We start from the raw sequence: 20,857 nt of genomic DNA on the forward strand, positions 1-20,857 counted from the left end.
GGAGGTGGAGGCGGAGGCGGGGGTGCCGGGGGCGTTGATCCCTTTGCGAGCACGTCCGCAGGCCAGAACAGAAGTACGCCGGCGCCGTCCTATCCAAATCGCTCCAACACGAAGGCCACCCAGAAGGGCAAGAGGCCCTACAACCAGTCGGGCATCGGCGATCCCGCCTTTGCGGCGGCCTATCGCGCCGCCTACGACACGATCTACGAGCGCAACGACTACGCCACCGCGATCGCGCAGTTGAGGGCGCTTGGCCGCGACGACAATCCGAACGTCGCCAATCTCATCGGTTATTCCTATCGCAAGCTCGGTGACTACAAGCAGTCGCAGGTCTGGTACGAGCATGCCCTGGCGATCGATCCGAACCACGTGCTGACCTGGCAGTATTACGGCCTGTGGCAACTCGAACAGGGCAATCGCGAGCAGGCGATGTATCACCTGGAAAGGATCGCCGCGATCTGCGGTACGAGTTGCGAGGAATACAAGTCGCTCGCGGCGGCACTGGATAAGCCGACGGGCACGGCGTTGGTGTATTGAATTCGTAGGGTGGGTTAGCGAAGCGTAACCCACCTCTTCCGTCGCAGAACGGGAACACCTTTGGTGGGTTACGCCTTCGGCTAACCCACCCTACAAGGTGACAAGCCGCAAAAATTTCCGCATTGTCCCGGCCGGGGGCGCGATCGGGACAATTGGATGCCGCTGACGCGCGACAAGATCATTGGCCATGACCTCGAACGTCTGGCCTTCCGCTTCACCATGCTGAGTGATGGCGAGGAAGTGACGTGCCAGATCAGCGACGCCGCGATGGATGAGCTCGCCGGCATGCAAGGTACGGAAAGCAGCGCACGCCAGGCGCAATTCCTCTCGCTGCGCGAGACGATCGAACGGATGGCGTCAGACCTCTACGACGAGGCGCCGCGCTTCAGGGGATACGTGGTGCGGATTTTCACCAAGCATCTGGGGAGGTAGCAGCAACAGGGCCAATGTCGTCCTGGCGACGGCCAGGACGACACCGAGTGTGCGACGCGCATCTCGCGCTCACTGCTCCAAATTCTTCAGCAACAGCTTGAGCGCCGTCGCGGCAAACGTCTCCATGTTCGCCAAGCGGTCGTTGCTGCCGGTTTCCAGCGTCATCACCTCGGCCGCAGGGCCGGCGATTGCCATGCAGCTATGGCCGGCGGCGTCGCCGTAGCGATTGCCGGTCGGGCCGGCCGCGCCGGTCTCGGACAGGCCCCAGTCGCAGTCGAAACGCTCGCGCATCCGCTCGGCGAGCAGTTTTGCGTAAGGCTCGGACGACGAGCGAAAGCTCTTCATGCCGTCATCCGAAATATCCATCAGCACGCGCCGCGCATCGCGCGTGTAGACGACGGCGCCGCCGAGGAAATAGGCCGACGCGCCGGGCACCGCGAGCAGGCTTGCGGCGATCAGGCCGCCTGCGGAGGATTCCGCCACCGCAATCGTCTGTTTGCGCGCGATCAATTTGGCCGCGACCTGTTCCGCAATCCCCACGAGCTCTTTCATCTTGCGCTTCACTCCCGAGCAGCCTAGCTGCTCTCTTCTAGCATATGACAGCGGCGCTGGCCGAGTTGCAGGCGGCTTGCAGGCCTGCTTGAATGGCATCAACAAGCGATGCAGCCAAGCGCGCGTGAAGAGGAAGCGTCATGACGTCCCTGATCGCCGGCGGTGTGGACTGCGACGTGCACCCGGCGGTGCCGCACCTCACCAGTCTTTTGCCGTATCTGGATGATTACTGGCGTGACCAGGTGACGACGCGTGGCATGGTCGATCTGATCTCGCAGTCCTATCCGCAGAATTCGCCGATCACGGCACGCCCCGATTGGCGTCCTCAGGCCGGCAAGCCGGGATCGCAGCTGGAGGACATGCGGCGCCATGTGCTCGATCCCTTCGCGCTCAGCTACGCCATCTGCAACCCGCTCTATGGCGTACAGATGGTGTTTTCCGAAGACATGCAAAACGCCTTCTGCCGCGCGCTGAACGATTGGCTGGCGAGGGAATGGCTCGACCGGGAACCGCGGCTGCGCGGCTCGATCGTCGTCCCCTTGCAAAATGTCGAGAAGTCGGTGGCCGAGATCGAACGCTGCGCGGCGGACAGGCGCTTCGTGCAGGTGCTGATGCTCGTCATGGGCGACACGCCGCTGGGAAAGCGCGCGCTGTGGCCGATTTATTCGGCTGCGGAGCGGCTCGACCTCGCGGTCGGTATCCATGCCGGTTCCGCCTATCACAATCCGCCGACCGCAGTGGGATGGGGCTCCTATCACATCGAGGACTATGTTGGTCAGGCGCAAGCGTTCCAGACTCAGCTGACCAGCCTGATCGTCGAGGGCGTCTTCGCCCGCCATCCGCGGCTGAAGATGGTGATGCTGGAATCCGGCATCACCTGGATCGCGCCCTTTCTCTGGCGGCTGCACAAGTTCTGGCGCGGGGTGCGGATGGAGACGCCTTGGGTCGACCGCGCGCCACTGGAAATTGTGCGCAGCAACATCCGCTTCTCGTTACAACCATTTGACGCACCGCCGGACCAGGCGACATTAATTCGCCTGTTTGAGCATATGCAGTCCGACGAATTAGTCCTATTCTCCACGGACTATCCGCACTGGCAGTTCGACGGCCAGGACGCGCTGCCCGAAGGTCTCGCCCCCGATCTCGTGCGCAAGATCATGATCGACAATCCGCGCGCCACCTATCCCCGCCTGAGTTAGCCGCTGCCAAAGGAGGCAAGGCGATGAATATCCAGTTCCGCGAAGCGTCCGAGTCCGCGTCTGCCCTGACTACCAAGACCGCAATTGCGGACTGCGATATCCACCCGTCGCGTGCGACCCGAACCGAGCTCTATCCCTATCTCGCCAAGCGCTGGCAGCATCATCTCGACGTCTACGGCGTGCATGCCTATCAAGGCATGATGGAAGGCCCGCCCTATCCGAAAGCCCAGCCCAACGCCTCGCGCCGCGATGCCTATCCACCGGAAGGCGGTCCGCAAGGCTCTTCGCTCTCCTTCATGCAGGAGCAGCATCTCGATCCCAACAACGTGCAACTGGGGGTCCTCAATCCGCTCGGCACCGGGCAGGGCATTCGCAATCACGAGCTCTCAGCGGCGCTGTGCTCGGCGATCAACGATTGGCAGATCGACAAATGGACCTCAAAGGACAAGCGGCTGAAGGCCTCGATCGTCGTCGGCAATGAGGATGCGATGACGGCGGCCGCCGAAATCCGCGAGCGTGCTGGTGACAAGAACTTCGTGCAGGTGCTGCTGCTGAGCCGCAACGTCGAGCCGCTCGGCCAGCGTCGCTATTGGCCGATCTACCAGGCCGCGGAAGAGGCCGGCCTCCCGGTCGGCGTGCATGCCTTCGGCTTCGGCGGCAATCCGATCACGCCGTCGGGCTGGCCGAGCTATTACGTCGAGGAGATGGTGGGACATTCGCAGTGCCAGCAATCGGCGCTCGCGAGCCTCGTACTGGAAGGCGTGTTCGAGCGTTTCCCGAAACTGAAGATGGTGATGATCGAGGCCGACTTCGGCTGGGCGCCGTCGCTCGCCTGGCGGCTCGACAAGGTCTGGCAGCGGCTGCGAAGCGAGGTGCCGCATGTGAAGCGGCCGCCGTCCGAATATATCCGCGCGCAGGTGTGGTGGACGACGCAGCCGATGGAAGATCCGGAGCGGCGCGAAGACCTGTTCGACGTCATCAAATGGGTCGGCTGGGACCGGCTCCTGTTCGCGACCGACTATCCGCATTGGGACTATGACGAGCCGTCGCGCGTGCTGCCGCCGGGGGTGAATGAGGCCAACCGCGAGGCGTTCTATCTGGGTAACGCGCGGACGCTGTACGGGATCACCGCATGATCCGAAAAAGTGTGCAGCGGTTTTTCGATCAGATCATGCGAAAGACATAAGGCATGGCCCGTCACGTCATCGCCTCGGTGGAGGAGCTTCCGCCGGGGACGCGAAAATTTCTTGAGATCGACGGGCGGCCAATCGCGGTCTTCAACATCAAGGGCGAGTATTTCGGCCTGCTCAATCGCTGTCCGCATCAAGGCGCGGCGTTGTGCGAGGGACCGCTGATAGGGCTCGCGCAATCAAAAGATCCCGGCGAGATCGAATACACCAGGTTCGGCGAGATCATCCGTTGCCCCTGGCACGGCTGGGAATTCGACGTGCGCACCGGTCAATCCTACTGCGATCCGCGCCGCTTCCGCGTCAAGGCGTATCCGGCCCATGTCGAACCGGGCACAAGGGTCGTGAAGGGGCCGTATGTCGCCGAGACGATTTCGGTGCGCGTCGAGAGCGACTACGTGGTGGTGGAGCTGTAACCCCGCTGTCATTCCGGGCTCGATGCTGCGCATCGCCCCGGAATGACGATGCGGCTAGTGGCCGGCGACCGGCTCGGCCACCGGATCATACGTCGCGACCGCCTTGCCGCCGCCGCGATAGACGGTCGCCGCCGCGATGATGCCGAGCACGGCGGCGAACATCAGCCAGAAGCCGGGCGAGGCCTTGTCGCCGGTTTTGTCGATCAGCCAAGTCGCGGCGAACGGCGTGAAGGTGCCGAACAAGGCGGCCGCGAGCGCAAAGGCTAGCGAGAAGCAGGTGGTACGCACATGTGCCGGCACGATCTCGACGAGTGCGCCAAGCATGGTGCCGCTGTAGATGCCGAAATAAAACGAGAACATCATCTCGACCGCGAGCAGCTTGCCGAAGGTCGGCGCGGCCACCAGCCAATGCAGCGCCGGATAGGCGGTCAGCAGCGACAGGCAGGCGATGGTGAGCAGCACCGGCTTGCGCCCGATGCGGTCCGACAGCGCGCCGCCGACCGGATTCCAGATGAAGTTCGTCACGGCGACCAGCAGCGTGACCAGCAGCGCATCCTGCGTCGACAGCTTCAGCACGGTCTTGCCGAAGGTCGGCGTATAGACCGTTACGAAATAGAACGTCGTGGTGGTGAGGATCGCGATCATCATGCCGAGGATGACGATGCGCCAGTTGGCCAGTGCCGACGCGAACACCTGTGCAGCGGTCGGATGTTTCTTCATCGCCAGGAATTCCGGCGTTTCCTGGAGTGTCCGCCGCAGGAAGAAGATCAAGGGGATGATCAGGCAGCCGACGAAAAATGGAATGCGCCAGCCCCAGGCGGTGACGATATCGGCCGGCATCAGCTCGGAGAGGATGTAGCCGAGGATCGAAGCCACGAAGATCGCGACCTGCTGGCTCGACGACTGGAACGAGGTGTAGAAGCCCCGATTGCCGGGCGTCGAGATCTCCGCAAGATAAACCGAGACGCCGCCGAGCTCGACGCCGGCAGAGAAGCCCTGCAACAGGCGGCCGAGCAGCACGATGATCGGCGCCGCGATGCCGATGGTCGCATAGCTCGGGCAGAACGCGATCACCACCGTGCCGGCGGCCATGATCGCGAGCGTGACGATCAGGCCCTGACGGCGGCCGATGCGGTCGATATAGGCCCCTAACACGATCGCGCCGACAGGGCGCATCAACGCGCCGAGCCAGAACACACCAAAAGTGTTGAGCAGCGAGGCCGTCTCATTCGTCGAGGGGAAGAACGCCTTGCCGATCGCCGCGGCATAGAAGCCGAACAGGAAGAAATCGAACTGTTCGAGGAAATTGCCCGAGGTCGCGCGCAGGATGGCGCCGATGCGCGACTTGATTTCGGGCGGATTGGTTGAAGTGGCCGGTCCAGCCATGACGCTTACTCCCTGAAGATGTAGCCGGACCGGAACTCATTTTCACGGCAGGCGACGGATCGTGCTGCGACAATCTGACTTACCCCTCTCGCGCAGGATTGCGCGAGTCAACCAATTTCGCCTCCGAAGCTGATGATTATTCAGGCTTTATTCTGCGCTGCAGCGACCAGCCAATCGCGGAAAGCGACCAATTTCGGCGCCTCGCGGCGGCTGTCCGGTGCGACCAGGTAGAACCCGGCATCCGCGGGAAGCGCGATGCGGAAGGGGACCACGAGGCGGCCCTTGGCGATGTCATCCTGGACGTAGGTGGTCCGTCCCATCGCCACCCCCATGCCGTCGATCGCCGCCTGCACCGTCATGAGCGTCATGTCGAAGGTGATACCGGGCTGCTTGGAAATGCTGGTCGAAAGCCCCGCAGCCGTCAGCCACAGCCGCCAGTCGTCGCCATTGTTGGTGTGCAGCAGCACGTGGTCTTTCAGGTCCTGTGGCGTGCGCAGCGGCTTGTCGCTCCTCAGCAGCGACGGGCTGCACACCGGGAACAGCTCGTCCCGCATCAACCATTCGGCGCGCACGCCCGGCCATTGGCCTCGGCCGTAACGAATCGCGGCATCGACATTGTCGCGCTGGAAATCCACGAGGCTCGTCGATGTGGTGATGCGGACGTCGATGCCGGGATGCTGCTCCTGGAAATTGGTCAGCCGCGGCAACAACCATTTGGCAGCAAGCGAGGCGATGGTCGAGACGGTCAGCACCTTGTCGTCGTCCTTGCGGAGCAGCCGGTCGGTCGCAAGCCTGAGATCGTTGAACGCCGCACGGACGCCCGGCAGGTAGTCGCGGGCCTCTGGCGTCAACCCCAGCGCGCGGTTCTGACGGACGAACAGGCGGATGCCGAGCTCCTCCTCGAGCCTGCGGATCTGATGGCTGATTGCGGTCTGCGTCACGTTCAGCTCGGCCGCGGCCAGCGTGAAGCTGAGGTGGCGCGCGGCGGCCTCAAAGGCACGCAAACCGTTCAGGGAGGGCAATCTGGCAGTCATTTGGCAGCAGGATGCATGAGCTTATTTCATGCGAATGGGTACAAATTGTCGTTTGTCGAAACGCCAACCAGAGCAGATATTACGCGTACAAGTTAGCTCTAGGAGCTGAAAATGTCTACGTTGACCCACAATTCGATGACAAATCATCATGCGCCGAGCCTGCTCTACCAGATCGGGGAGACCCTTCATGTCTGGCATGAGCGCTACCGCACCCGCCAAGAGCTCTACCAGTGGACCAGCCGCGATCTCCAGGACGTCGGCTTGTCCTGGAGCGACATTGCCTTTGAGGCTGAAAAACCCTTCTGGCGGGCCTGATTGGCCGCCCGGCCGGCGCCGCCTCCGGAGAGGGGCGCCGGCGGTCCTTTGTCCCGCGGGAGAATCCCATGAGCACGCTGCGCCTGGATGATCTCAAGCAATATTCGGATACGCTGCGCACCCGTCACGGGGAGGCGCTCACGTTGCGCTTCGTTGAGCCGCGCGACACCGATGAGCTCCAGCACTATTTCCGCTCGCTGTCGTCCCGTTCCCGCTACAATCGTTTCTTCGGCGCGCTGAGCGAGCTGCCCAAGGCGCTGCTGCACGACTTCACTCATGTCGGCGAGCGCGAGCGTTTCAGCGTGATCGCGACCCTGATGGTCGACGGTTTCGAGACCATCGTGGGAGAAGCGCGCTATGCCTTCCACGCCGAGAGTTCGAGCCTCGAATTCGGTCTGTCGGTCGACGACCACTGGCAGGGCCACGGCATCGGCACGGCGCTGCTCAAAAATCTCGAATGCCGTGCGGCGGCCTTCGGTGCCGAGCATCTCTTCGGCGACACGCTGCGCGCCAACGATGTGATGATTTCGCTCGCCCGGAAGTCCGGCTTTGCTTTCGTCAATCATCCCGACGACTGGAAGCTCGTTCGCTTCGACAAGGAGATCGCCGTCGAGCCGAAGGACATTCCCTGCGCAAGCTGGCGTCTCGCTGCCCTTTCCCGTCAGGCCGAAAGTCCCTCAGCCACAGCCTGACCGTACTCGAAGCCCGGTTCTGGTGAAGCCAGAATCGGGCTTGTTTTTTGCCAGATCACGAGGTGGCAGCGCCGCTAAAGTCGGTCGAGGTCGCCACCGTCAGCCACTCCGCAAGCTCCCGTTCGACAAAGGCGTTCTTTGCCTCGATCCGTTCCACGGTGTCGCTGCCGAGCGGCAAGCGCAGCGGCGGCGTGGCCGCGTCGGCCAGTTTGAGGAAGGCCTGCGCCAGCTTGCGCGGGTCGCCGCGCTGACCGTGATTGACGTCGGCGGCGTGCGCCCGCGTCTTGCCGACGGTCTCACTGTAGTCATCGATCTGGAGTGCCGTGCGCGACAGTGAGGTCTCGTCGAGGAAATCGGTGCGGAAGAAGCCCGGCTCGACCACGGTCACCTTGATTCCGAGGGGAGCCACTTCGCCGGCAAGCGCCTCGCTGATCCCTTCGACCGCGAACTTGGTGGCGCCATAGACGCCCCAGCCGGGATAGCCGGTGTAGCCGCCGACCGACGAGACGTTGATGATGTGGCCTGAACGTTGGCGGCGCATATGCGGCAGCACTGCGCGGGTGACGCTCAGCAGGCCGAACACGTTCGTGCCGAACAGCCTCTGCGTTTCCGCAGCACTCGCCTCCTCGATCGCACCGAGCAGGCCGTAGCCGGCATTGTTGACGAGAATGTCGATGCGCCCGAACCGCTTGACCGCCTGGCCTGCAGCTTCATGCGCCTCCGTTTCGCTGGTGACGTCGAGCCGGGTGGCCAGGAGCCGCTCGTGACTGCCGAGCCGGGCAGTGACGGTCGAGGGATCGCGCGCGGTCGCAACCACGGCATCGCCGGCGCCAAGTGCTGCCTCGGCGATCAACGCGCCAAATCCGCGGGACGCTCCTGTGATGAACCAGACACGCATGGTGTTGCCCTTTCCATTTGAGGCCCCGGCGACGTGCCGAAGCTGATGGGCAAGGTGTAGCGCCTCGCCATAGATGAGATAATCCGTTATATATTCTACAAGATATTGAGCAAAATTCATCAATGCGGATCCACCCGTCCGACCTCGCGACCTTCCTCGCCATCGCCCGTCACCGCAGCTTTCGGGCGGCGGCGACCGAGCTCGGCGTCACGCCATCGGCCTTGTCCCATGCACTGCGTAACATCGAGGAACGGCTCGCCCTGCGGCTGGTGAACCGCACCACGCGCAGCGTGGCCTTGACCGAAGCCGGCGAGCGGCTGTTCGCTCGCATCAAGCCGGCGTTTCGCGATATCGACGACGCGCTCGAAGACCTCAACAATTTCCGCGGCAAGCCGGCCGGCACGCTGCGGTTTACCGCCGCCCGCCAGTCCGCGCAGCTCGTTCTATTGCCGATCGTGACGCGCTTCCTGAAGGCGTTCCCGGACGTCGGCATCGAGATCATGATCAATGATGCCCTGATCGACATGGTCGCGGCCGGCTTCGATGCCGGCGTGCGCTTTGGCGAGACCATCGCCGCAGACATGATCGCGGTGCCGATCGGTCCGCGGCATCGCTTTGCGGTGATTGGCTCGCCTGCTTTCTTCAAGTCCCACAAGACGCCGGCGATGCCGCACGATCTGAAGGGCCTGCCCTGCATTCGCTACCGCTTCACCAGCGGCGCGGTCTATCATTGGGAGTTCGAGCGCGGCGGCATCGGGGTCGATATCGATGTCACGGGACCGCTGACGCTGAACGACCAGGATCTGATGGTCGATGCGGCACTCGACGGGCTCGGCCTTGCCTATGTGTTCGAAGGCCAAGTCGAAGCACTGCTGGCCAGGCGCAAGCTGGTTCGCGTGCTCGCAGATTGGTGCCCGGCCTATCCGGGTTTCTTCTTGTACTATCCGAGCCGCCGGCAATTGCCGGCAGCACTGCGGGCCTTTGTCGATTTTGCACGGACGCCTGCCGCGTAACCTGGATGGAGTGAAGCGCAATCCGGGATTTGTGGCACGCTGGCAGGCTTTCCCGGATTTCGCTTCGCTTCGTCCGGGCTACATTGTCGCTCCCGTATGAGCCGAGCTCCTACCTCCCCGTGAATACCGGCTTGCGCTTCTCGATGAACGCCTGCACCGCTTCCTTGTGATCGGCCGTCGTAGTCAGGCGGATCAGCCGCCCAGCCTCGTGGTCGCGAGCGGTTTCGAAATCGAACAGCAGCGCCTCGTCGAGATTGTCCTTCATGTAGCGCAGCGCGAGCCGCGGGCCCTCGGCCAGCGATCTGGCCAGCGCGAAGGCTTCATCCTGCAATTTGTCGTCCGGCACCACGCGATTGACGAGACCAATCGCCTCGCACCTGGCGGCATCGACCTTGTCGCCGGTGAACATCAATTCGCGCGCCCGCGCGGTGCCGACGAGCCGCGTCAAAAGCCAGGCAATGCCGTAGTCGCCACTCAGAGCCACGCGGGCGTAGCCGGTGGTGACAAAAGCCGATTGCGCAGCGATGCGGATGTCGCAGGCCATGGCGATTGCGAGCCCGGCGCCAGCCGCAGGCCCGGGCAGGGCGGCGATCGTCGGCTTGCGCACCGAGACCAAAGCGCCGGTGAGCAGGCGCTGCCGCTCCTGGAGGTCGGCGACCTTGTCGTCGAAGGACATTTCGAGCTTGGCCTTGTCGCGATGCGCGCCCATGCCTTTGACGTCGCCGCCAGCGCAGAAGGCTTGCCCTGCGCCTGTGATCAGGAGCACGCCGACATTGGGATCCTCGCCACAGGTTCGGATCATCGTGCGCAGCGCCGGCGTCAGCGTGTCCGACAGTGAATTGCGCGCCTCGGGCCGGTTCAGCGTGATCACCGCGACGCGGTCGCGAATGACGCAAACGAGTTCGTCGGTGCCGGTGTCGATGGTGGTTTCGGTGGTCATGCTTCCCTGCTCCGGTAGGGTGGGCAAAGCGCAGCGTGCCCACCACGTCTGCTTCCCGTGTCGATCATGAGAGGTGGGCACGGCGCTGCGCGCCTTTGCCTACCCTACGGTAGTGCACCTCAAAACTTCTCCACCCAGGGCCGCAGCTCCATTTCCCAGGCCCAGGCGCTGCGCGGCTGTTGCAGGACGTTCCAATAGCTCTGTGCGACCGCATCGGGATCGAGCATCGAATCCGGCCTGTCCGACGCCTCCGCGCGCGCTGCGCTACGGATGCCGCCGTCGATGACGAAATGGGCGACGTGAATACCCTGCGGCGCGAGCTCACGCGCCATGCTCTGCGCAAGCCCGCGCAGCGCGAACTTGCCCATCGCGAACGGCGCCGACTGCGCATAGCCCTTCACGCTCGCCGATGCGCCCGTGAACAGGATCGCACCGTGCTTGTTGGGCAGCATGCGCTTTGCCGCCTCTTGCGCCACCAGGAAACCGCCGAAGGCGCTGACCGTGATCGACTGCGCGACATCGGCTGCGACGAGCTCGACGAACGGTCCACGCGTCCGGCCGCTCGCATTGTAGACCACGACGTCGGGCGTGCCGATCTCGCGCTCGACGAGGCCGAACAGCCGCTCGACCTCCTCCGGCTTGGTCGCGTCGCACGCAAAGGCCTTCGCGCTGGTCTCGCCGCAGAGCGCGCCGAGTTTTTCGATCTTCCGCGCGGCGAGCGCCACGCGCAGGCCCTGGGCGGACAACAGCCGTGCCAGCGAGGCGCTCAGGCCTTCGCCGGCACCGACGATGAGCGCGATGTTGTATTTGGGATGTTCCATGTTGCGATCCTCTGGGAAGCAGGAACAGCGGATTTATGCATGCGTCGTTCGAACGACCAGCCGCGCCCGCCAAAACGGCTGATCACAATTCCGCAGAGCGGTCTGGGCCATCGCCAGCGCTCATGCCTCCCTGACAATTTGCGGCTTTATCGGCCTCCTCGCCTGGAGCATGATCGACATCATCCAAAGCAGCAAGCACCAAAGCGGCAGGAAATCCCGTAGGACGGAAACGAGAGAGGTCGATCATGCACAAGCCGGGCACGTCACAGCAGGAGAGCGTCGCGGCCGAGCAGCCGGGCCTGCTTGCGCCCGACACCACTGGCATGAACCTCTACCGCGCCGATCCGGCATTGACCGATCTCTTGCGCATTCATCTGCCCGATCCACTATTCCGTCACATCGAGCCGCACCTGGACCGTCTCGGCGAGCTCGCCGGCGGCACTCTCGACGAATGCGCGCGGCTTGCCGACCGGCATACGCCGGTGCTGCATCAGCGCGACAAGTTCGGCCGCGACGTGCAGTGGATCGAATATCATCCGGCCTATCGCGAGCTGGAAAAAGCTGCGTTCGGCGAGTTCGGCATTCACGCGCTGTCGATTCGCAAAGGCATCATGGGCTGGCCGGACAAATATCCGGTGGTCGCAAAGCACGCCTTCACCTTCCTGTTCAACCAGACCGAATTCGGCATGGGCTGCCCGATCAATGTCACCGATGGCTGCGCCAAGCTCTTGGCGAATTTTGGCAGCGAGGTGCTGAAGGCAAAATATCTGGACGGCCTGACCCAGACCGACATGAGCAAGCTGACCCAGGGCGGCCAGTTCATGACCGAGAAGGAGGGTGGCTCCGACGTCGGCACGCTGACTACTCGTGCGGTTCGGGAGGGCGACCATTGGCGGCTCTATGGCGAAAAATGGTTCTGCTCGAATGCCGACGCCAAGGTCGTGATGCTGCTGGCTCGCCCTGAAGGCGCAGGCCCCGGCACGCGTGGCGTCGGCCTGTTCCTGATGCCACGCTTCCTCGATGACGGTTCGCAGAACCACTACCGGATAGTTCGGCTGAAGGACAAGCTCGGCACCCGTTCGATGGCCTCGGGCGAGATCAAGCTCGAAGGTGCAATCGCTTATGCGGTTGGCAAGCTCGATCGCGGCTTCGTGCAGATGGCGGAGATGGTCAATTCGTCGCGGCTCTCGAACGGCGTGAAGTCGACGGCGCTGATGCGCCGCGCCTACCACGATGCGATGACGGTAGCGACCAATCGCGTGGTGTTCGGCAAGCGCATCATCGACCTGCCGCTCGGACGGCGCCAGATGATGAAGATCATGCTGCCGGTCGAGCAGGCACTGTCGATGAGCTTTCTGACCGCCGACGCGCTCGACCGCGCCGAGGCCGGCAGCCAGGATGCCGCGGCGCTGCTGCGCATCCTCACCCCGACGCTGAAGTTCCGCGCCACGCGCGATGCGCGAAAGGCCTGCGGCGACGCGCTCGAGATGCGTGGTGGCATCGGCTATATCGAGGAGTTCGCCACATCGCGGCTGCTCCGCGATGCCCATCTCGGCTCGATCTGGGAAGGCACCGGCAATATCGTGGCGATCGACACCTTGACGCGCGCGGTCGGTCGCCATGGCGCAGAAGCCGCACTCGCCGCCGATCTGCATGCGCGGCTCGACGACAGCCCGTCCGTGCCACAGGCCTGGCGCGATCGGTTGCGCGGGCTCACCGATCGTGCAGTCGGCTTCGCGCGCGAGGTCGCTGGTAGCGCCGACAACGAAGCCGATGCGCGGCGCGCCACGAGCCTGCTCTATCACGTCGCGAGCGCCGTGGCGCTCGCATGGGAATCGCACCGCATTCACGAGATGCGCGGTGATGCGCGACGGCTCCTGTTGTCGCGGCTCGTGATCGATCATCGGGTATCGCCAAGCGATCCGTTCCGGCTCACGGAAAATCGAACCCAGCAAGCCGTCGTGTCGCTGCTGCTGGGCGACCGCGCGGCTGCAATGGCCGAGGTTGGCGAACTGGTCTTGGCAGCGTAGGCTGCGCCGCGCGCATAAACCAAGAAAAAGCGATAGGGAGTGCTCGATGAAGGCTGCCGTTCTCTATGAAGTCAACAAGCCGCTCGTCATCGAGGACGTCAGCCTGCCGAAGCCGGGCCCGCGCGAGGTCCTGATCCGCACCGCTGTCGCCGGCCTCTGCCACTCGGATCTGCACTTCATGGAGGGGCTCTATCCGCATCCGCTGCCCGCGGTGCTCGGTCATGAGTCGGCTGGTGTCGTCGAGCAGGTCGGCTCCGACGTGACTTACGTGAAGCCGGGCGATCACGTCGTCACCTGCCTGTCCGTGTTCTGCGGCACCTGCGACAACTGCACGACGGGCCGCACGGTACTCTGCACCGACACGACGGTGAAGATGCTGCCGGGCGTCTCCGATCGGATGCAGTGGTCGAAGCCGGAGAAGCTGCACCAGTTCCTCAATTTGTCGTCCTTCGCCGAGCAGATGCTGGTACATGAGAACGCGATCGTCAAAATTCGCAAGGACATGCCGCTCGAGCTTGCTGCGCTGATCGGCTGCGGGGTGATCACTGGCTATGGCGCGGTGGTGAACACCGCAAAAGTCCAGGCCGGCGAGACCGTGGCGGTGATCGGCTGCGGCGGCGTCGGTATGGCCGCGATCAACGGCGCCGAGATCGCCGGTGCCGGCCGCATCATCGCGATCGATACCAACCCCTCAAAACTCCAGCTCGCGACCAAGTTAGGGGCGACCGACATCATCAATCCCGCCGATGGCGATGTGGTCAAGCAGGTGCGCGACCTCACCAATGGCGGCGTGCAGCATTCCTTCGAGGTGCTTGGTCGCAAGGAGACCGCGGAGCAGGCGTTCGGCATGCTCGCCGCCGGCGGCACGGCGACGATCGTCGGCATGATCCCGTTCGGGCAGAAGATCGAGCTTCACGGCTTCGACTTCCTGCGCGAGCGCAAGATACAGGGCTCGTCGATGGGCTCGAACCACTTCCGCGTCGACATGCCGCGCCTGGTCGAATTCTATCTGCGCGGCCGCTTGCATCTGGAAGACTGGATTTCGGCCAAGCTGAAGCTCAGCGAGATCAACGAGGGCTTTGCCAGCATGAAAGCTGGTAAGACGCTGCGCAGCGTGATTGTTATTGATAGCTGAGCGACAATTTCAGGCGTCGTCTGCTACTCAGGCGTCATCGCCCGGCTCAAGTCGGGCGATCCAGTATTCCAGAGACGGCTGTGGGATACGGAGAAGCTGCGGCGTACTGGACGCCCCGGTCAAGCCGGGGCATGACGGCGGAGAATGTGGGGCGATGCGCCCGCCTCACCGCGACACGTGCCCTCGCAGCACCGCTCGCCTCACCGCGAGACGTGTGCCGACACCGCGAGCCACTTCCCGTTCTGCTTCGCCCAGCAGTCGGTGTAACGGCCGGTGGCCTGCTGGCCATCCGCGGTCGTATAGCTGGTCGCGCCGTGAATGATGGCGAAATCGCCCATGATGCGGATCTTGACGTCATGCTCCCTGAGATTGCGGATCGCGATCGGCTGTGCCGTCTGCTCCAAAAAACCGGCGCGATCGACCAGCGTCTTGTCGGGATTGGAGCAATAAAACTCCGGCGCGAGGATCTCGTCGAAGCGCCCGACGTCGCAGTTCTGCACGGACGCGACATAGTCGCGGTTGAGCACGGTCAGCTCTTCCAGATCTCTGTTCATGACATTTCTTTCCCTTCTGCTCGCTCCGGGGCGCGCGAGGTACGATCCCACAGTCTCCAAGCTTCAGCGAGATTCGGTTGATGACGGACAAGAGCATGCCTGATCGCAATGATGTTTCGGTCTCGACCGAAGCGTCATGGCGCCATGATGGTGGCGCCATCATGGCTACGCTAGTCATCAAACATCGGCGGCGGCTTGAAGCCGCCGAATTCCCGCTCGATCAGTTCGGCGAGCTTCAGCGGTGTCCGGTCTTCGAGGAAGGGGCCGACGATTTGCACGCCTAGTGGCAGGCCATCCTTCGAGAACCCGAGCGGAACGGCCGTTGCGGGCAGGCCGGGCAGCGTTGCGATGCCGGGCCAGGCCAGCTGGTCGATATAAGGATAGTCCTCGCCATCGATCCTGATGCGCCGGTCGTTCTGATCCGGGGTGTGGTCATGCGGATAGGCGGGCGTCGGCATGATCGGGCAGATCACCGCATCGAAGCTCTTGAATAGCGCGCGCCATTGGGCCCGCAAGCCGGCGCGGACGCTGGCGTCGAGCACCCAGGCGCGATGACTCGCAGCGATGCCGCGCAGCCGCTCGGCGCCGAGGCTCTTGTCGGCCGGCGAAAGCTGGCTCGCGCCCGCCTGCGCGTCCGCATAGATGTCGGGCATGAAGAATGCGCCGAGGAAGCCGAGGAGCATACGCATATAGAGCCGCGAGGTCTCCGCGAAGTCCGGCAGCAGCGCGCTCTCGCGTTCGACGGTCACGCCGGCCTTTGCGAGGTTGGCTGCTAGCGTCTCGATCGCGCCGCGGACTTCCCGGTCCGGCGGCAGCAGCGGATGGCTGCCAATGACCAGCACGCGAAATTCCTTCAGTACCTGATGACGTGCGGCCGGCAGGTCGAGCTTGTAGCCGACGCCGGCCTCCAGCGGATCCGGCCCGGCCATGACGTCCAGCAGCAGGGTGAGGTCCGCCGCCGTGCGCGCCATCGGGCCGATGACGGCGAGGTCGTTGTCGCGGGGGATCGCCGGAAACGGCGGTGGCGTCTCGCCACGCGCCGCGCAAATATTGATGGTCGGCTTGTGGGCATAGATGCCGCAATGGAAGGCCGGCACGCGCAGGGAGCCGCCGATGTCGGAGCCGGTGGCAAGGACCGAGAAGCCGGCGGCAAGCGCAGCCGACGAGCCGCCGGACGAGCCGCCCGGTGTGCGGGTGAGATCGTATGGATTGTTCGTGGTGCCGTAGATCTCGTTGTAGCTCTGCCAGTCGCCGAGCCCCACCGGTATGTTGGTCTTGCCGAGGATCACGCCGCCAGCGGCCTTGATGCGGGTCACGGCAAGCGCATCTTCCGGCGGCTTGAAATCCTTTTGCGGCACGAGACCCCAGGTCGTGGGCAGGCCCGCGATGTTGAAGGATTCCTTGATCGTCACGGGCAGGCCGAGTAGCGGCCGCCTCTCGCCACGTCCGAGCGCGGCGTCAGCCTCGCGTGCGGCGGCCAACGCGCGCTCGAAATCGCGCACGCAGATGGCGTTGATCTTGCCGTCATGACGTTCGATACGGCTGATGGCGTCCTGCGTGAGTTCGTCCGCGGACACTTTTCTTGCGGTCAGCGCGGCCGACAATTCGACCGCGCTCTTGAAACTCCATTCCGACTTGGCCACGGCGCTTCTCCCGCTCTTGTTGGAGGGATGATGCGCAGTTTGGCCGAACGCCGCAACCGCCGTTTGACGGTGGTTGCGGTGGGACGAAGGAATGCAGCAAGACCTATGCTGCCCCGATCAATATCCCCACCCCGAGCACGATGGCGCCGCCGAGCACGATCTGGAACACGGCCTGAAGGAACGGCGTGTCCATGTAGCGCGCGCGGATGAAGGCGATCGCCCACAATTCGAAGAACACGACGACGCAAGCAATCGCGGTGGCAATCCAGAACGCGTTCTGCCAGCTATCGGGCACCAGATAGGGCATGGTGTGGCCGAGCCCGCCGAGCGTCGTCATCAAGCCGCAGGTGATACCGCGCAGCCAGGGCGAGCCGCGGCCGGTGAGCGAGCCGTCGTCGGACAGCGCTTCCGCAAAGCCCATGCTGATGCCGGCGCCGATCGAAGCGGCGAGTCCCACCAGAAACGTCTGCCAGTTCTGGTGGGTGGCGAAGGCGGCGGCGAACAGCGGCGCCAGCGTCGAGACCGAGCCGTCCATCAGACCGGCGAGGCCCGGCTGCACATATTGCAGCACGAACATGCGGCGGCGCGTGCGGTCTTCCTCCGCGCGCACGTCGGGCTTGAGAATCTCGTCCGTCAGCTTGGCAGCGGTATTCTCGTGATGCTTTTCCTCCTCGGCGAGATCGCCGAGGAGGCGGCGCACGCCGACATCCTCGGCCTGCTCGGCAGCGCGCGCGTAGAACCGCTCGGCCTCGAGCTCCATGGTCTCGACCTCTTTCCGGATCGTGTCGAGCGGCAGGTTCTTGGTCAGCCAGATCGGGCGGCGGCGCAGGAAGCCCCGTACGTCCTCGCGGCGGATCGGCGGCAGATGCGGGCCAAAGCGTTCTTCGTACAGCTGAAGCAGGCGATGGCGGTGGCCGCGTTCCTCCTCCGCCATCTGCTCGAAGATCTTGGCCGAGTCCGGATAGCGTTCGTTCAGGTCCTCGGCGAAGGTCATGTAGATGCGGCTGTCTTCCTCTTCGGAGGAAATCGCAACCGCGAGCACCTCTCGCTCGGTCAGATCGGCAAAATTCTTCACGGCGCGTCCCAATCAATTTAGAATGGTTCTAAATTGTTATAGAGCGCGCTGGTTCCGGGGTCAAATCATGCTGCTTGAGCCTTGGGCTCGGCGGGGCCGCGTCAGCGGGTCCTCGTCAGCGTGTCTTGGCGAGGAACTCGATCAGCAGCCGGCTGACCTCGGCGGGCTGCTCCTGCTGCACCCAATGACCGGCGCCGTCGACGAGATGGCAGCCGATCATGTTCGTGCAGGCGCGGGCCTGCATCGCCTCGAACCCGCCAGGTCGTTGATATGTGCCCCAATCCTGTTTGCCGGAGATGAAGCAGGAGGGCACGTCGATGGTGCGGCCCGCGAGCAGTTGCAATTCGTTGTTGAAAGCACCCGACGTGCCGCAGCGGTACCATTGCAGTCCGCCCTGGAATCCGGTGCGGTCATATTCGGCGCTGTAGTAGGCCAACTCGCGATCTGGCAGCCATTGATTGGCGGCGATCTCGGCCAGTGACGGCATCTCCTTTGCCACTGTCTGCGGCATGGTCTCGCCGAGATCCATCACGTAATAGGTCGGCAGCTTTGCGAGCTCGCTCGCGGACCAGAATTTCAGCGCATACGGCTTGTTGTCTTTCCAGTCTGCGCTCTTGTGATGATAGTAGGCGCGCAGAAAATCGTGCACGCCCTGCGGCGCGCGGTGCATGTCGGCATTCGCTTCGCGTGTCGAATAGTACCACTGGTAGTGTTTGCGCGGCCGCGGCAGCGCGGCGAGCTCGCGATGCACGGGATCATCGCTCGGCGCCGCCGCCGGCTTGTCGGCTCTGTCGAACGGCAAGGTTGGCGGTCCGCCGAACGGCGCGCTCATCATCACCACCGAGCGGAACACGTCCGGCCGCACCAGCGCGCACCAGGACGCAACCGGACTGCCGAAATCATGCCCGATCACGTCGACATGCCGATAGCCGAACGCCGACACCAGTCCGAGCGCGTCGCGTACCAGGTTGAAAAGCCGGAAGGGCGCGAGATCGCCGTCATAGTCCGTCTGCCATCCGGTGGTGCGCCCGTAGCCGCGCTGGTCCGGCGCGACCACGTGATAGCCGGCGTTGGCGAGCGCCGGCATCACCTTGCGCCAGGAGAAGGCGAGCTCCGGGAAGCCGTGCAGCAGCAAAACGCAGGGCCGACCCTGCGTCTCGAAGCCGGCTTCGAGCACGTGCACGCGCAGGCCGTTGATGCCGTCGACGTAGCGGGAGCGGATGCCGGCGGGCAGGGGGATGTCGGGGAGATCGGTCATTGCATTTCCTCGTCGTGGCCGCGGCCGCAGCAAGTTTTCTCGTGCCCCGGACGCAGCGCAGCATGCAATGACGCGCTGCTGAGCCGGGGCGCAGCCTTTCGACACTATACAGGAAATCGTCATGGGTCCCGGCTCAGCGCCGCACCGCTTGCGCGCCGCGCCGCGTCCGGGACACGAGAGCTCAGTTAAATCTTCACCGCGGTTTTCGGCCAATACCTGTCGCGCAAATGGCGCTTGACCAGCTTGCCGGTCGGCGTGCGCGGCAGCTCGGCTTCGAAGTCGATCGAGCGCGGGCATTTGAGGGCGGAGAGGTGGGTCTTGCAGTAGACGATCAGGTCGGCTTCGAGTTCCTTGCTCGCGCGACTCATGTCGTGCGGCTGCACCACGGCCTTCACTTCTTCGCCCATTTCCTCGTTCGGCACGCCGAACACGGCGACGTCGGCGACCTCGGGATGGCCGATCAGCACGTCCTCGGTCTCCTGCGGATAGATGTTCACGCCGCCCGAGATGATCATGTAGGACTTGCGATCGGTGAGATAGAGGAAGCCATCCTCGTCGAGAAAGCCAACATCGCCGAGCGTCGACCAGCCCTTGGCATTATAGGCCCTCTTCGTCTTCTCGGGATCGTTGTGATAGGTGAACGCGGGCGCGTCGGCGAAATAGACCGTGCCGATCTCGCCGACCGGCTGCTCCTCGTCGTTCTCGTCCAAAATCTTGATATTGCCGACCACCGCGCGGCCGACGCTGCCGCGATGCTCCAGCCATTGCTGCGAGTTGCAGACGGTGACGCCGTTGCCTTCCGAGCCCGCGTAATACTCGATCAGGATCGGCCCCCACCATTCGATCATCTTTGCCTTGACGTCGACCGGGCACGGAGCGGCGGCATGAATCGCGCCTTTGAGCGTTGAGACGTCGTACTTCGCGCGGGTCTCGTCCGGCAGTTTCAGCATGCGCACGAACATGGTCGGTACGAGCTGCGACTGCGTCGCCTTGTATTTCTCGACCAGCTTCAGGAACTCCTCGGCGTCGAAATGCTCCATGATGATCGAGGTGCCGCCGAGCACGATCGCCATCATGTTGAAGCGCAAGGGAGCCGCGTGATAGAGCGGCGCCGGTGACAGGTAAGTGGTCCCCGTATTCATACCGCACATGTCGGCGCAGAGCACGCGCAGGAAGGCGTTCGGCTCGTCGATGGGCTTGCCCTCGAACGCTTTCTTGATGCCCTTCGGGCGGCCGGTCGTGCCCGACGAATACAGCATGTCATAGCCGGCGACCTCGTCCGCGATCGGCGCCACCGGCTGCGCCGCGGCTTCCTTGTCGTAGGAACGGAAGCCGGGCAGCGGCTCGTCCATCATGTAGAAGATGGGTTCACCTGGCGCGCCCTTGACGAGGCCCTTGATCTGGTCGGCGCATTTCGGCGTGGTGATCACGACCTTGGCGCCACAGTCTTTGACGATGTAGTCGATCTCGTCCTGCTTCAGATAGCGGCTGATCGCGGTGTAATAGAGCCCGCTGCGCTGCGCGGCCCAGCAGATCTCCATGAAAGCAAGACGGTTCTCCATCAACAGCGCGATGTGATCGCCAGCCTTCAGCCCCAGCGAGCGGAAGAGCTGCGCGCCCTGGTTCGAGAGCTCGTCGAGCTCGCGATAGGTGATCGCCTTGCCGGTTCCGGCCATCCGGTAGGCGATCTTGTCTGGCGTGGTGCGGGCGTAGACGGAGGGGTGAGTCATCGTCCTGCTT

General features: G+C 63.8%; 21 protein-coding genes. 10 read left to right on the forward strand and 11 right to left on the reverse strand.

The genetic code is table 11. The features are described 5' to 3' along the window. The coding region (locus SO156_RS41000; RefSeq protein WP_498538767.1) for a tetratricopeptide repeat protein at window positions 1-537 on the forward strand (537 nt) is incomplete at its 5' end. Between the two features lie 156 nt (window positions 538-693). Then, window positions 694-969, forward strand: coding sequence for a DUF1488 family protein (locus SO156_RS41005; protein ID WP_458145614.1), 276 nt, complete (start codon window positions 694-696; stop codon window positions 967-969). 69 nt (window positions 970-1,038) lie between these two features. Here SO156_RS41005 and SO156_RS41010 read toward each other — a convergent pair whose 3' ends face one another. Then, complete coding sequence (locus SO156_RS41010) at window positions 1,039-1,521, reverse strand: CinA family protein (RefSeq protein ID WP_458145615.1); 483 nt, start codon at window positions 1,519-1,521, stop codon at window positions 1,039-1,041. Between the two features lie 140 nt (window positions 1,522-1,661). On the opposite strand from SO156_RS41010, the gene SO156_RS41015 reads away from it, so the two are divergent. From SO156_RS41015 to SO156_RS41025, 3 genes are read left to right on the forward strand one after another with little or no spacing between them, the layout of a single operon-like run. Beyond that, on the forward strand, window positions 1,662-2,720 hold the full coding sequence (locus SO156_RS41015) for an amidohydrolase family protein (RefSeq protein WP_498538768.1): 1,059 nt from the start codon (window positions 1,662-1,664) through the stop codon (window positions 2,718-2,720). 23 nt (window positions 2,721-2,743) lie between these two features. Next, on the forward strand, window positions 2,744-3,856 hold the full coding sequence (locus SO156_RS41020; protein WP_498538769.1) for an amidohydrolase family protein: 1,113 nt from the start codon (window positions 2,744-2,746) through the stop codon (window positions 3,854-3,856). Between the two features lie 53 nt (window positions 3,857-3,909). Beyond that, the gene (locus tag SO156_RS41025) at window positions 3,910-4,323 is read left to right on the forward strand and encodes a Rieske (2Fe-2S) protein (protein WP_458145618.1); all 414 of its coding nucleotides are present in this window, start codon (window positions 3,910-3,912) and stop codon (window positions 4,321-4,323) included. A gap of 54 nt (window positions 4,324-4,377) precedes the next feature. Here SO156_RS41025 and SO156_RS41030 read toward each other — a convergent pair whose 3' ends face one another. After that, entirely contained in the window at window positions 4,378-5,709 is a 1,332-nt protein-coding gene (locus SO156_RS41030) for an MFS transporter (RefSeq protein WP_458145619.1), read from the reverse strand. Between the two features lie 140 nt (window positions 5,710-5,849). Continuing rightward, complete coding sequence (locus SO156_RS41035) at window positions 5,850-6,743, reverse strand: transcriptional regulator GcvA (protein WP_498538770.1); 894 nt, start codon at window positions 6,741-6,743, stop codon at window positions 5,850-5,852. A gap of 111 nt (window positions 6,744-6,854) precedes the next feature. Between SO156_RS41035 and SO156_RS41040 the strand changes: the two genes are divergently transcribed. Then, window positions 6,855-7,058, forward strand: coding sequence for a DUF1127 domain-containing protein (locus tag SO156_RS41040; RefSeq protein ID WP_458145621.1), 204 nt, complete (start codon window positions 6,855-6,857; stop codon window positions 7,056-7,058). Window positions 7,059-7,126: 68 nt separating this feature from the next. Beyond that, complete coding sequence (locus SO156_RS41045; protein WP_458145622.1) at window positions 7,127-7,750, forward strand: GNAT family N-acetyltransferase; 624 nt, start codon at window positions 7,127-7,129, stop codon at window positions 7,748-7,750. Between the two features lie 55 nt (window positions 7,751-7,805). Here SO156_RS41045 and SO156_RS41050 read toward each other — a convergent pair whose 3' ends face one another. Beyond that, complete coding sequence (locus SO156_RS41050) at window positions 7,806-8,648, reverse strand: oxidoreductase (RefSeq protein WP_498538786.1); 843 nt, start codon at window positions 8,646-8,648, stop codon at window positions 7,806-7,808. A 122-nt stretch (window positions 8,649-8,770) separates the two neighbouring features. Between SO156_RS41050 and SO156_RS41055 the strand changes: the two genes are divergently transcribed. After that, window positions 8,771-9,661, forward strand: a complete 891-nt coding sequence (locus SO156_RS41055) for a LysR family transcriptional regulator (protein ID WP_498538771.1) — start codon at window positions 8,771-8,773, stop codon at window positions 9,659-9,661. A gap of 109 nt (window positions 9,662-9,770) precedes the next feature. Here the strand turns inward: SO156_RS41055 and SO156_RS41060 are convergent, their stop codons facing one another. Continuing rightward, the gene (locus SO156_RS41060; protein ID WP_498538772.1) at window positions 9,771-10,601 is read right to left on the reverse strand and encodes an enoyl-CoA hydratase; all 831 of its coding nucleotides are present in this window, start codon (window positions 10,599-10,601) and stop codon (window positions 9,771-9,773) included. A 119-nt stretch (window positions 10,602-10,720) separates the two neighbouring features. After that, on the reverse strand, window positions 10,721-11,422 hold the full coding sequence (locus SO156_RS41065) for an SDR family NAD(P)-dependent oxidoreductase (RefSeq protein ID WP_498538773.1): 702 nt from the start codon (window positions 11,420-11,422) through the stop codon (window positions 10,721-10,723). A gap of 245 nt (window positions 11,423-11,667) precedes the next feature. Between SO156_RS41065 and SO156_RS41070 the strand changes: the two genes are divergently transcribed. After that, the gene (locus SO156_RS41070; RefSeq protein WP_498538774.1) at window positions 11,668-13,452 is read left to right on the forward strand and encodes an acyl-CoA dehydrogenase family protein; all 1,785 of its coding nucleotides are present in this window, start codon (window positions 11,668-11,670) and stop codon (window positions 13,450-13,452) included. Between the two features lie 46 nt (window positions 13,453-13,498). After that, a complete protein-coding gene (locus SO156_RS41075) occupies window positions 13,499-14,587 on the forward strand; it encodes a Zn-dependent alcohol dehydrogenase (protein ID WP_498538775.1) in 1,089 nt (362 codons plus the stop codon). Window positions 14,588-14,787: 200 nt separating this feature from the next. Here SO156_RS41075 and SO156_RS41080 read toward each other — a convergent pair whose 3' ends face one another. The 5 genes from SO156_RS41080 to SO156_RS41100 form a co-directional block, all read right to left on the reverse strand. After that, complete coding sequence (locus SO156_RS41080; protein WP_458145629.1) at window positions 14,788-15,141, reverse strand: nuclear transport factor 2 family protein; 354 nt, start codon at window positions 15,139-15,141, stop codon at window positions 14,788-14,790. Between the two features lie 170 nt (window positions 15,142-15,311). Next, entirely contained in the window at window positions 15,312-16,784 is a 1,473-nt protein-coding gene (locus tag SO156_RS41085; protein ID WP_498538776.1) for an amidase, read from the reverse strand. 103 nt (window positions 16,785-16,887) lie between these two features. Continuing rightward, on the reverse strand, window positions 16,888-17,859 hold the full coding sequence (gene mbfA / locus SO156_RS41090) for an iron exporter MbfA (protein WP_458145631.1): 972 nt from the start codon (window positions 17,857-17,859) through the stop codon (window positions 16,888-16,890). Between the two features lie 115 nt (window positions 17,860-17,974). Next, entirely contained in the window at window positions 17,975-19,117 is a 1,143-nt protein-coding gene (locus SO156_RS41095; protein ID WP_498538777.1) for an alpha/beta hydrolase, read from the reverse strand. A 185-nt stretch (window positions 19,118-19,302) separates the two neighbouring features. Continuing rightward, window positions 19,303-20,847 carry an acyl-CoA synthetase gene (locus SO156_RS41100; protein ID WP_498538778.1) on the reverse strand — a complete coding sequence of 515 codons (1,545 nt, stop codon included), beginning with the start codon at window positions 20,845-20,847 and terminating at the stop codon, window positions 19,303-19,305. Between the last annotated feature and the right edge of the window lie 10 nt (window positions 20,848-20,857).

The sequence above is a fragment of the Bradyrhizobium sp. UFLA05-125 genome (genome assembly GCF_059803515.1).